Origin of the sequence: Mesorhizobium sp. WSM4306 (genome assembly GCF_007003975.1) — a bacterium.
Taxonomy (GTDB): domain Bacteria; phylum Pseudomonadota; class Alphaproteobacteria; order Rhizobiales; family Rhizobiaceae; genus Mesorhizobium.
This window is the reverse complement of record NZ_VFTC01000058.1, coordinates 1-11,898: the sequence shown is the minus strand read 5'-3', so window position 1 is coordinate 11,898 and position 11,898 is coordinate 1. Positions and strand designations below refer to the sequence as shown.

13 protein-coding genes and 1 pseudogene are annotated in these 11,898 nt (G+C 64.2%); 12 read left to right on the top strand and 2 right to left on the bottom strand.

Translation table 11 applies throughout. The features are described 5' to 3' along the window. Positions 1–185: 185 nt before the first annotated feature. Positions 186–935: a phosphonate metabolism transcriptional regulator PhnF gene (gene phnF / locus FJV77_RS32020; RefSeq protein ID WP_142870327.1), complete on the bottom strand. Its 750-nt coding sequence runs from the start codon at positions 933–935 to the stop codon at positions 186–188. Between the two features lie 118 nt (positions 936–1,053). On the opposite strand from phnF, the gene phnG reads away from it, so the two are divergent. From phnG to FJV77_RS32005, 3 genes are read left to right on the top strand one after another with little or no spacing between them, the layout of a single operon-like run. After that, positions 1,054–1,515 (top strand): phosphonate C-P lyase system protein PhnG, encoded by a 462-nt coding sequence (gene phnG / locus FJV77_RS32015; RefSeq protein WP_142870325.1) that lies wholly within the window; start codon positions 1,054–1,056, stop codon positions 1,513–1,515. After that, the gene (gene phnH, locus FJV77_RS32010) at positions 1,515–2,126 is read left to right on the top strand and encodes a phosphonate C-P lyase system protein PhnH (protein ID WP_142870324.1); all 612 of its coding nucleotides are present in this window, start codon (positions 1,515–1,517) and stop codon (positions 2,124–2,126) included. Before phnG ends, phnH begins: the two co-directional genes overlap by 1 nt. 1 nt (position 2,127) lies before the next feature. Continuing rightward, the gene (locus tag FJV77_RS32005) at positions 2,128–3,240 is read left to right on the top strand and encodes a carbon-phosphorus lyase complex subunit PhnI (RefSeq protein ID WP_142870323.1); all 1,113 of its coding nucleotides are present in this window, start codon (positions 2,128–2,130) and stop codon (positions 3,238–3,240) included. Between the two features lie 2 nt (positions 3,241–3,242). Here FJV77_RS32005 and FJV77_RS32605 read toward each other — a convergent pair whose 3' ends face one another. Next, the gene (locus tag FJV77_RS32605) at positions 3,243–3,449 is read right to left on the bottom strand and encodes a hypothetical protein (protein WP_185970498.1); all 207 of its coding nucleotides are present in this window, start codon (positions 3,447–3,449) and stop codon (positions 3,243–3,245) included. A 65-nt stretch (positions 3,450–3,514) separates the two neighbouring features. Between FJV77_RS32605 and FJV77_RS31995 the strand changes: the two are divergent. The 9 genes and pseudogenes from FJV77_RS31995 to phnE (FJV77_RS31955) form a co-directional block, all read left to right on the top strand. Further along, positions 3,515–4,342, top strand: a pseudogene (locus FJV77_RS31995) (alpha-D-ribose 1-methylphosphonate 5-phosphate C-P-lyase PhnJ); the annotation flags it as partial. A 137-nt stretch (positions 4,343–4,479) separates the two neighbouring features. Continuing rightward, the gene (phnK, locus tag FJV77_RS31990; protein ID WP_142870321.1) at positions 4,480–5,256 is read left to right on the top strand and encodes a phosphonate C-P lyase system protein PhnK; all 777 of its coding nucleotides are present in this window, start codon (positions 4,480–4,482) and stop codon (positions 5,254–5,256) included. 2 nt (positions 5,257–5,258) lie between these two features. Further along, complete coding sequence (gene phnL, locus FJV77_RS31985) at positions 5,259–5,966, top strand: phosphonate C-P lyase system protein PhnL (protein WP_142870320.1); 708 nt, start codon at positions 5,259–5,261, stop codon at positions 5,964–5,966. Further along, entirely contained in the window at positions 5,963–6,580 is a 618-nt protein-coding gene (locus FJV77_RS31980) for a DapH/DapD/GlmU-related protein (protein WP_142870319.1), read from the top strand. Before phnL ends, FJV77_RS31980 begins: the two co-directional genes overlap by 4 nt. A 133-nt stretch (positions 6,581–6,713) precedes the next feature. Beyond that, complete coding sequence (locus FJV77_RS31975) at positions 6,714–7,424, top strand: DUF1868 domain-containing protein (RefSeq protein ID WP_142870318.1); 711 nt, start codon at positions 6,714–6,716, stop codon at positions 7,422–7,424. Between the two features lie 135 nt (positions 7,425–7,559). Beyond that, complete coding sequence (phnC, locus tag FJV77_RS31970) at positions 7,560–8,408, top strand: phosphonate ABC transporter ATP-binding protein (protein WP_142870317.1); 849 nt, start codon at positions 7,560–7,562, stop codon at positions 8,406–8,408. 88 nt (positions 8,409–8,496) lie between these two features. Then, entirely contained in the window at positions 8,497–9,405 is a 909-nt protein-coding gene (gene phnD, locus FJV77_RS31965) for a phosphonate ABC transporter substrate-binding protein (RefSeq protein ID WP_142870316.1), read from the top strand. A 55-nt stretch (positions 9,406–9,460) separates the two neighbouring features. Continuing rightward, entirely contained in the window at positions 9,461–10,420 is a 960-nt protein-coding gene (phnE, locus tag FJV77_RS31960) for a phosphonate ABC transporter, permease protein PhnE (protein ID WP_142870315.1), read from the top strand. A gap of 2 nt (positions 10,421–10,422) precedes the next feature. After that, positions 10,423–11,787, top strand: a complete 1,365-nt coding sequence (phnE, locus tag FJV77_RS31955; protein ID WP_142870314.1) for a phosphonate ABC transporter, permease protein PhnE — start codon at positions 10,423–10,425, stop codon at positions 11,785–11,787. Positions 11,788–11,898 lie beyond the last annotated feature (111 nt).

Here is an 11,898-nt window from a genome sequence, read left to right as displayed (position 1 = left end):
GAAGCTCGCTCTGCGCCAAGCCGCATGACCAGCGACATGGCCGCCCCTTTTTGCAGAACTTGACGCACACAACCCGAAGCCGAGACGGAGTGGGGGAAGGCGGTCCTCAAACGCAAAGCCGCTGACAAGTGAACAAGACGGGATGGTCCGATCTCGGCCTGAGTCTCGTATAACGCCGGCACTCCCTACAGCGCCGACAGCTTCAACTCCACCCGTTCGGCCGGAAACCGCGTTTCGGCAAACTGGATCGGACGGCCATCCGGCGTGACGTTGACGGCGACCGCGACCAGCACGATGGCCCCCGGCTGCAGGTTGAGGTCGGCAAGGTCGGCGGCATCGGCATGGCGCGCCGACAGCACTGTCGATTGCCGGAGATAATCGTCTATGCCGAAACGCTTGAACGAGGCGGTGACCGAACCGGTCTCGGCCATGGCGGCATCAATGCCGACGAAGCGCCCGGCCTCGTACCAGGCGACGGCGCGAGAGACAGGCCGGCCGTCGGCCTCGCCGCGCGTCTCCAGCCGGATCACCTCTGTGCCCCTGGCAAGGCCGAGACCTTCGGCGACGCGCTGGCTGGCCGGCTCGGTCGCGGATGTGAGCAGCACGATATGCCGTTCCGACGTTTGTCCTTGCAGGCCGGTCGAAAACCGCGTCCGCGCTCCGATCGGATAGGAGAGCCGTTTGCGCGACAGCACAAATGTGCCGCGTCCCTGTTCGGCTCGAAGCACGCCGTCCTGCACCAGGGCTGATATCGCGCTGCGCACCGTGTGACGGTTGACGCCGTAGCGTTCGGCCAACGCCACCTCTGGCGGCAGCGCGGCGTTCTCGGCAAAATCGCCGGCGGCGATCGAGTGCAGGATCTGGTCGGCGATCTGCCGCCACAATGAGACGCCGCTGCGCCGTTCAATGCTGCTCGCCATCTGTTGCCCGGCCATTTTTGCCCCCGATCACGCCCCTGTCATCCACCCGTCATGGACACGGGTTAGATAATAGGTATAATTTGTATAGTTGTCTATATCACTAGACAAATTTTACACATTCGGGAGTTGCTGCATGCGAGGACAGGAAGCCCGCGATCAGGCCGCGCGCAAAGCCGTCATGGCAACGCTGGCGCAGGCGAGCGGCGACGACATCGCCCGGCTCTGGAACGAGGCCGGCCTGACCTCGGAAGCCGAGCTTTTGCGCGGACCGGAAACCGGCCTGGTGACCGTGCGCGGCCGCATTGGCGGCGGCGGCGCGCCGTTCAATGTCGGCGAAGCCACGGTCACCCGCGCCACCGTGCGGCTGCCGACCGGGCAGGTCGGCCACAGTTACATGCTCGGCCGCGACCGGAAGAAGGCGAAGCTGGCGGCGATCGCCGACGCGCTCTGGCAGGACCCCGCGCAGCGCCAGTCGGTCGAGACCGCGCTGGTGGCGCCATTGCGCGCTGCCCAGGCCGAAGCGAGCGAAAAGCGCCACGCCGAGACGGCGGCAACGAAAGTGGATTTCTTCACCATGGTGCGCGGAGAAGACTGATGGACATCGCAACCCAATCGATCGACGGCGGCTTCGCCGATCCGGTGTTCAACGCCCAGACGGTCTTCCGCGCCGTCATGGACGCTATGGCAAGGCCTGGCAGCGTGCAGCCGCTGGCCGCCTTCGCCCGGCCGCCGGCGCCGCTGTCGGCAACGGCAGGCGCCATTGCACTTTCGCTCTGCGACCACGACACCCCGCTCTGGCTCGACCCTGCCTTGCAGGCGCCCGCGGCGGCCAAATCATGGCTCGGCTTTCACGCCGGCGCGCCGCTTGCCAACACGCCTGCCGATGCGCATTTCGCCCTGATCGCCAACCCGGCGGAGATGGCGGCGCTTGACGGCTTTTCGCAAGGCACACAGGATTATCCCGACCGGTCGACGACACTGATCCTGCAGGTAAGCGACCTCACTTCGGGCAACCCGCTGTTGCTCGAAGGCCCCGGCATCGAAACGACCGCGACCATCGCGCCGGCGCAGATGCCGCGTCATTTCGTCGAACAGTGGAAGCAGAACAGCCAGCGCTTTCCGCGCGGCGTCGACATCATCCTGGCGGCCCGCGACGGCATCGCCTGCCTGCCGCGCACGACGCGCATCAAGACGATGGAGGCGTAAGATGTATGTCGCGGTTAAAGGCGGCGAAGCCGCAATTGCCAATGCGCACAGCCTGCTTGCCGACCGCCGGCGCGGCGACCGTTCGGTGCCGGCACTGCGCCTCGACCAGATCGTCGAACAGCTGGCGCTCGGCGTCGACCGGGTGATGAGCGAAGGCTCGCTCTATGACCGCGAACTGGCCGCGCTCGCCATCGTCCAGGCGCGCGGCGACATGATCGAGGCGATCTTCCTGGTCCGCGCCTACCGCACCACGCTGCCGCGCTTCGGCTACAGCAATCCCATCGACACCGGCGCGATGCTTGTCGAGCGGCGTGTGTCGGCGACCTACAAGGACCTGCCCGGTGGGCAACTGCTCGGCCCGACCTTCGACTACACGCACCGGCTGCTTGATCCCGAACTTGCGGCCGGCGCCGATGTCGCCGAACCGTTGCAGCGCGCCGGCGAGGCCGAGGCGATGCCGCGCGTCTCGGCGATCCTTGCCCGCGAAGGCCTGATCGAGCCGGACGGCGAGATGCCGCAGGACCATGTTCCCGGCGACATCACCCGTGAGCCGCTGGAATTCCCGATGGCGCGCGACATCCGTCTGCAGGCGCTGTCGCGTGGCGATGAAGGGTTCCTGCTGGCGCTCGGCTATTCCACCCAGCGCGGCTATGCCCGCAACCATCCCTTTGTCGGCGAGATCCGCATCGGCGAGGTCGAGCTGGAGCTCGACGTGCCGGAACTGCCCTTCGCCGTGCCGCTCGGCCGTGTTCGCGTCACCGAGTGCCAGATGGTCAACCAGTTCAAGGGCTCGGCCAAGGCGCCGCCGCAATTCACCCGCGGTTACGGCCTGGTGTTCGGCCAGAGCGAGCGCAAGGCGATGGCCATGGCGCTCTGCGACCGCGCGTTGCGCGCCGCCGAGCTCGGCGAGGATGTCGTCGCTGCCGCGCAGGATGAGGAGTTTGTTATTTCACACTCGGACAATGTCCAGGCGACCGGCTTCGTCGAGCATCTGAAGCTGCCGCATTATGTCGACTTTCAGGCCGAACTCGATCTCGTGCGCCGCATGCGCGCCGAACACGACGCGCGCGAAAATGCCGACCTGCCGGAAGAAAAGAGGGAGGCCGCGGAATGAGCCTAGTCGCCCAGCCCGCCATGGCCGCCGCCATCATGATGGGAAAGTCCGTCATCCCCGGTGCGAATATACCCACTGCTGTCCTCAATGCTCTCGCCGTGCGCACTCTCCTTCGGCGCAGGAAGAATCAGTCGCCGAAAGATAAAGGCGACCACGCCGACGAACACCAGCAGCAGAATTCCAAGATGTATCCAACCGGTCTGGGTCATCCGACTTCGCCCCTGTTTCCGCGTCTTGGACGCCAATTCGATAGCACAAGGCAGGCCTGATCGCCATGACCGACATCGCCACCTACAACTTCGCCTATCTCGACGAACAGACCAAACGGATGATCCGCCGGGCGATCCTCAAGGGCATCGCCATTCCCGGCTATCAGGTGCCATTCGCCTCGCGCGAAATGCCGATGCCCTATGGCTGGGGCACCGGCGGCGTGCAGGTCACCGCTTCAATCATCGGCCCCGACGATGTGCTCAAGGTCATCGACCAGGGCGCCGACGACACCACCAACGCGGTCTCGATCCGCGCCTTCTTCAAAAAGGTCGCCAATGTCGCGGTGACCACCGACACGGCAACCGCCACGATCATCCAGACCCGCCACCGCATCCCGGAACATCCGCTCAGCGCCGGCCAGGTGTTGGTCTATCAGGTGCCTATCCCCGAGCCCCTGCGTTTCCTCGAACCGCGCGAAACCGAAACCCGCAAAATGCATGCGCTGGAGGAATACGGCCTCATGCATGTGAAGCTCTACGAGGACATTGCAAGGCACGGCCGCATCGCCACCACCTACGCCTATCCGGTCAAGGTCGAAGGCCGCTATGTCATGGACCCGTCGCCGACGCCGAAATTCGATAATCCCAAGATGCACCGCTCACCGGCCCTGCAGCTGTTCGGCGCCGGCCGCGAAAAGCGCATCTACGCCGTGCCGCCCTTCACCGATGTCGTCAGCCTCGACTTCGAGGACCATCCCTTCGAGGTGCAGACCTTCGACCAGCCCTGTGCGCTGTGCGCGGCCGAGAATGTCTATCTCGACGAGGTCATCCTCGACGACCATGGCGGCCACATGTTCGTCTGCTCCGACACCGACCATTGCGAGAAGCGGCGCAACGCCCCTACCTCCCCCTTGTGGGGAGGTCGCGCCGAAGGCGCGGGTGGGGGTCTGGATCAATCCACGTCCCACTCAATCCCCACCCCGGCGCTACGCGCCGACCCTCCCCACAAGGGGGAGGGTAAGGAGGCGCAATGACCGACGAACCGCTGCTGCGCGTCTCGGGACTGTCCAAATTCTACGGCTCGCGCGTCGGCTGCGAGAACGTCACCTTCGACCTGTGGCCGGGTGAAGTGCTGGCTGTCGTCGGTGAGTCCGGCTCCGGCAAGACGACGCTGCTCAACTGCCTGTCGACACGGCTGTTGCCTTCCTCCGGCACCGCCAGCTACCGCATGCGCGACGGCCAGTTCCGCGAGCTCTATCGCATGAGCGAGGCCGAGCGCCGCTTCCTGATGCGCACCGACTGGGGATTCGTTCATCAGAACCCCGCCGACGGTCTGCGCATGACGGTGTCGGCCGGCGCCAATGTCGGCGAGCGGCTGATGGCGGTCGGCGACCGCCATTACGGCAAGATCCGCGCCACTGCCGTCGACTGGCTGTCGCGCGTCGAGATCGACGAGGACCGTATCGACGATGAGCCGCGCGCCTTTTCCGGTGGCATGCGCCAGCGCCTGCAGATCGCCCGCAACCTCGTCACCGGACCGCGGCTTGTGTTCATGGACGAGCCGACCGGCGGCCTCGACGTCTCGGTGCAGGCGCGCCTGCTTGATCTGTTGCGCGGCCTGGTCACCGATCTCGGCCTGGCGGCCATCGTCGTCACCCACGACCTCGCCGTGGCGCGGCTTCTGTCGCAGCGCATGATGGTGATGAAGGACGGCCGTGTCGTCGAAAGCGGTCTCACCGACCGCGTCCTCGACGACCCGCGTGCGCCGTACACGCAGCTTCTCGTTTCCTCGATTTTGCAGGTGTAACAATGCCGACGCCCCTCGTTGTCTCCGACGTCGCCAAGAGCTTCACCATGCATCTGCGCGACGGCATCAAACTGCCGGTTGTCGCCGGGGTCTCGTTCTCAATCCGGGCCGGCGAATGCGCCGTGCTCGGCGGCCCCTCGGGCGCCGGCAAGAGTTCGATCCTGAAAATGCTCTATGGCAACTATGCCGTCGATGAAGGCCAGATCATCGTCCAGCATGAGGGCGGCCTGATCGATCTCGCCACGGCCAGCCCGCGCACGGTGCTCTCGGTACGCCGCCAGACGATCGGCTATGTCAGCCAGTTCCTGCGCACGGTACCGCGCGTCTCGGCGCTGGACGTCGTGGCCGAGCCGCTGGTCGAGCGCGGCGAGGAGCGCGAGGTCGCGCGGAGGAAGGCGCGGTCGCTTTTGGCGCAGCTCAATCTGCCGGAAAAACTCTGGGCGCTGCCGCCGGCAACCTTCTCCGGCGGCGAACAGCAGCGCGTCAACATCGCGCGCGGTTTCATCACCGAGCATCCGGTCCTTTTGCTCGACGAGCCGACCGCTTCGCTCGACGCCAAGAACCGCGATGTCGTTGTTGCATTGATCGCCGCCAAGAAGGCAGCCGGCGTCGCTTTGCTCGGCATCTTCCACGACCTGGATGTGCGTGACGCGGTCGCCGATCGCATCATCGACGTCACCTCTTTCGCCGCCGGAAAAATCGCCGCATGAGCAGGAAATTGTCGGAGGCGCCATTCGTTCACGAAACGGCGCAGGTCGAAAACTCGACATTGGGCCGCTGGACCGAGATCGCCGACCGCAGCCGGGTGTCCGAGAGCATTCTCGGCGACTATTCCTACATGATGCAGGATTGCGCCGTCTGGTGCGCGACCATCGGCAAGTTTTCCAACATCGCAGCCGCCGTGCGCATCAACGCCACCAACCACCCGACCTGGCGGCCGACGCTGCATCACTTCACCTACCGCGCCTCCGACTATTGGGACGACGCTGAGCATGAGAGCGAATTCTTCGCCCAGCGGCGTGCCAAGCGCGTCACCATCGGCCATGACACCTGGCTCGGCCACGGCTCGACCATCCTGCCCGGCGTCACCGTCGGCGATGGCGCCGCGGTCGGCGCCGGCGCTGTCGTGTCGAAGGATGTCGCCCCCTACACCATCGTCGGCGGTGTGCCGGCAAAGCCGATCCGCGAGCGCTTCGGTCGCCGCACCGCCGAACGTTACCAGGCGCTTGCCTGGTGGGATTGGGATCATACCAGTCTGCGCGCCGCGCTCGACGATTTTCGCGAGCTAGGGGCGGAAGCGTTTCTGGAGAAGTATGGTGGCTGAACGCGGTGAATGGTGAATAGTAAATAGTGGATGGCAAGAGGCACCGAGGGCCTTCTTCACCATTTCACCATTCACCATTCACATCCTTGACACATGACTCGGACACGAGGCCATCTCCCCACAGGAGATCGCAATGCTTCAAACCATCAGACCCTCGCTCGCCGGCTTTTTCGAAGGCGCCAACCCCAGGCCGCCTGTGCATCTCGGTACACGCTACGACACGACGGGCAATTTCCTGCCCGAGCCCGGCAATACGGTCGTCAGCCATCTTGTCAGCGGGTCGCCTTCCGAAGCGGTGGTCATCGAGGTGCGTGAGCGCATGCGCGCCATGCCGGATGCCGACCGGCTGGCCTTCACGCCCATCTCCAGCCTGCACATGACGCTGTTCCAGGGCATCATCGAATATCGCCGCCGCCTGCCTTACTGGCCGCAGGACGTGTCGCTCGACACCAGCATCGACGACATGACCAGCCTCTATCTGGAGCGCTTGAAAGGCTTCCGGGGCCGCGGCCCATTCAAGGTCGAGGTGATCGAAGTCGTGCCGACCGGGCTCACCGTTGCCGGCGCGACGGAGGAGGACCGGCGCGCCATGAGCGCATGGCGCGACGCGCTGTCGGTGCCGTTCGGCTACCGCCACCCCGATCACGACGCTTACGCCTTCCACATCACCTTTGCCTACCAGATCCAGCGCCTCGCCGATGACAGGGCCGCCGCTTGGCAGGACTTCTTCGACGACAGTCTCGCCGAGTTCGCCCGCAGGGCGCCGGTGATCGAGTTGCAGCCGCCGACCTTCTGCAACTTCAAGGACATGAAGCATTTCGAGGAGTTGCTGGTGCTGGGCTGACCACCGGCACCACCGCCGGCACACAGGTCTGTGGGCGGTAACAAAACTGACATCAATCCGACACCGCAGGTTCATGCGGCTGCGCTAGCGAGGGTTAACAGACCTTCAAACTGCGACCGGACTGAAAGTTACGCCATGTCAGCAACGCTCGAAATCCGCGGCGTGTCCCGCCGATTTGGCAAGAACACCGCCGTCAGCGCCATCGATCTGTCGATCGCGCAGGGCCAGATGGTCGGCATCATCGGTCGTTCCGGCGCCGGCAAGTCCACCCTTCTTCGCATGATCAACCGTCTCATCGACCCCAGCCAGGGGTCGATTTTTTTTGACGGCGCTGAGGTTTCCCGGCTGCGCGGCTCGCCGCTCAGGCGCTGGCAACGCGATTGCGCCATGATCTTCCAGCAGTTCAACCTTGTGCCGCGCCTTGACGTCCTGACCAACGTTCTGCTCGGCCGGCTAAATCACCGTTCGACCGTTTCCAACCTGCTCGGCATGTTTACACGCGCCGAATGCGCCGAGGCGGTCGTCGCCCTCGAGCGCCTCGACATCGCCCGCACCGCATTGCAACCGGCCGGCACGCTGTCCGGCGGCCAGCAACAGCGTGTCGCCATTGCCCGCGCCATGATGCAGCAGCCCAAGGTGCTGCTCGCCGACGAGCCGATCGCCTCGCTCGACCCGCTCAACGCCAAGGTGGTGATGGACTCGCTGCAGGACATCAATCTGCGCGAAGGCATCACCGTCGTCACCAATCTGCACACGCTGGACACCGCGCGTGCCTATTGCAATCGCATCATCGGCATGGCCGCCGGCAAGGTCGTCTTCGACGGCGCGCCGGAAGAGCTCAACCGCGAAGCCGTGCGCCAGGTCTACGGCGCCGACAGCAATGGCGCTGAAATCTCCGAGGCCATCACCTCGACCAGCATCGCCTACAAGCAAAAGATCGAAGCATCCGCCAGCCCGCTCGAGCCGGCATTCCCGGGATACTGAGCGGCTGGGATCGTCAGCCCGCGTCAAGGGCATCTGTCAAAATCAAGAACGCTGCCGGCGCGGGGCCGGAACCTACAGGAGAGATAAAATGTTCAGGAAGATGGTTTTCAGCGCCGTATCGGTGCTCGCCATGGCGACCAGCGCTGCTCATGCGGCCGACATGAAGGAATTCCGCGTCGGCATCCTCGGCGGCGAAAACGAAACCGACCGTCTGCGCAACTACCAGTGCCTGGCCGACCATCTGAAGAGCGAATTCGGCTTCGAAAAAGTGTCGCTGTTCCCGGCGGCCGACTATGACGGCGTCATCCAGGGCCTGCTCGGCGGCACGCTCGACTTCGCCGAACTCGGCGCTTCCGGCTACGCCAGCGTCTACATCAAGGACCCGAAGGCGGTCACCCCGATCCTCACCACCCAGCAGACCGACGGCGCCACCGGCTATTATTCGATCGGCCTGGCGCTGAAGTCCTCGGGCATCACCGACATCAAGTCGGCCAAGGGCAAGAAGCTCGGCTACGCCGATCCGGATTCGACCTCGGGCTACCTGATCCCCCTGACCCAGATCCCGAAGGATACCGGCGCCTCGAACGACGCCTACTTCGCCTCAACCCAGTTCAATGGCGGTCATGAGAACAACATCCTCGCCGTCCGCGACGGCAAGGTCGACGTGGCGGTCGACGATTCCTCGGGCATCGGCGATTTCAAGAACGGCTACACCTCCGGCACCTTCCACAAGGAAGTCGCCAAGGGCGCCGTCGACCCCAACGACTTCGTCGAAGTCTGGCGCTCGGGCCTGATCCCGAACGGCCCGCTGGTCGTGCGCACCGCGCTCGGTGACGACATGACCGCCAAGCTGACTGCGTTCTTCACCGACCTGCCGAAGAAGGACAAGGCCTGCTTCGAAGGCGTCGAAGGCGGCGACTTCACCGGCTACGTCCCGGTCAAGCCTGACTTCTACAACGTCATCGTCGAAGCCCGTAAGGCAGCCATCGGCGGCTAACGGCGAAATCGAAAGGGGCGGTGCTCAACGCACCGCCCTTTTTGCATCTCCGATCATGACCCTTTCCATGACAGCGCCCTCAGGCGTCACCCATCAGATGGCCGATGCCTGGCGGCGCCAGACATCGCTGCGCCGGCTCTACACAGTGCTCGGCGTCGGCCTGCTGCTTGCCGCGATGTTTTCCAGCATGTGGTTCGCCGACGAGGCCAATGCCGGCCACTTCTTCGACCGGCTGCCGCACATCCTCGACTTCCTCAGCTGGCTGATCCCCAAGGACTGGAACGACGTCTGGCGGGCGCTATTCGACATCGCCTCGCCGCATGACACCGGCACCCAGGAATTCAACTTCCCGCTCGGTCGCGTCTACATCTGGGGCGGCTTCTACATCCCCGAATATTTCGAATTAATGCTGACCACGGTCAACGTGGCGCTGGTCTCGACCTTCATCGGCTTCATCTTAGCGGTGCCGTTTTCTTTCATCGCCGCGCGCAATCTGACTCCGCATCCGGCGCTGCGGCTAGTCGTCAAGCGCTTCATGGAATTGCTGCGCGCCTTTCCGGAGATCGTCATTGCCGGCCTGTTTGCGGCCATCGTCTCGACCGGGCCGATCGCCGCCATCATCGCCATCGGCCTGCATTCGATCGGCGCGCTCGGCAAGCTGTTCTACGAGATCAATGAGAACATCGACATGCGCGCCGAGGAAGGCCTGAAAGCGGTCGGCGCCAATTGGTTCGAGCGGGTGCGCTTTGCCGACCTGCCGCAGGTGCTGCCCAATTTCATGTCCTACACGCTGCTGCGCGTCGAGATCAATGTGCGGGCATCGACCATCATCGGCGCCGTCGGCGGCGGCGGCATCGGCGAAGAGTTGAAGCTCTCCATCTCGCGCGGCTTCGGCGCCAAGACGCTGGCGCTGGTGCTGCTCCTGTTCACGACGATCTTCATCATCGACCAGTTTTCCGCCTGGCTGCGCCGCAAGCTGGTGGGTGAGCACGCTTTCCTGATGGGCGGGGCCTGACTATGGCGATGACTGCCGACGAGATCAAAGTCATCGAGGATCGCTATCCGCACGTGTTCCATCGCCCGTTCCACCAGCGCTTCTGGCCGCTGTTCCTGGTCGCCGGCACCGTGCTTTACCTCATTTACGCCTTGTGGTTCTTCAACCTGCCGCAAGTGATGCGGGAATCGCATTGGGAGCGCCTGCCGCTCTTCCTGTCGCAATGGATCAGCTACGATCTGCAGCCGGAATTCCGCCTCGACCAGCCCGAGATCACGCCGAAATACCCGCGCTTTTCCGCCCTTGGCGACAACCCCAATCCAGACTGGGTCGTCAGGAATGCGGACGGCACCTTCACCGTCCTGATCGACGGTCAGGCCAAGTCCGTCACCTTCGACAAGACCAAGGCGACGATTGTTGCCAATGGCCAGACGGTGCCGGTCGCGCTCACCAGCGGCAGGCCGGTGATTTCGGGGCCGGTGCCCGACTGGATCACCGCGCATGACGACGAGATCGTCGCCAAGATGGGCTTTGTCGGCGAAGTGCGCGTCACTGTCGACCGCGTGAAGGTGCGCAAGCGTTTCCTCGGCTGGGCGAATTTCGTCTTCGACACGCGCTCGCCCTTCTTCGGCAAATCAGCCGGTGAAGTGATCTCGCTGATCTGGTCCGGACCCGAACTGAAACCCGGCACCTCGAACCTCGCGCTCGCCGGCGACAACATCTGGAACAATGCGCAGTGGCAGCACGGCGACGTCTGGACGAAACTGCTGCAGACCATCGTCATGGCGTTTCTCGGCACCTTGCTCGCCGCTTTCGTCGCCTTTCCGCTCGCCTTCTTCGCCGCCCGCAACATCACGCCGAGCGGGCTGCTCAGCCAGGTGCTCAAACGTTTCTTCGACTTCATGCGCTCGGTGGACATGCTGATCTGGGCACTGTTCTTCACCCGCGCCTTCGGCCCCGGGCCGCTGGCCGGCAGCGCCGCAATCTTCTTCACCGAGATCGGCACGCTCGGCAAAACCTATTCGGAAAGTCTGGAAAACATCGACGACAAGCCGCGCGAAGGCATCAAGTCGACCGGCGCCAATGGCCTGCTGGTGCAGCGCTACGGCGTGATGCCGGAAGTGATCCCGGTCTTTATCAGCCAGACGCTCTACCAGTGGGAATCCAACACAAGAGGCGCCACCATCATCGGCGCTGTCGGCGCCGGCGGCATCGGCCTGAAACTGTGGGAAGCGATGCGCACCAACTCCAACTGGGCCAACGTCTTCTACATGGTGCTGCTGACGCTGTTCGTCGTCTTCGTCTTCGACAACATCTCGAACTTCCTGCGCCGCAGACTGAGCCGCACGATCCATGATTACAACAGGATCCAGGCTGAGCAGGGGTAGCCTTGTGCCGCAGAAGCGCAAGCATCGTCTCACCCGGCGCCAAAGGGTCGACCCCCACTCCGTCGAGCTTCGCTCGACACCTCTCACCCGATCGACGGGGGAGAGGAAACG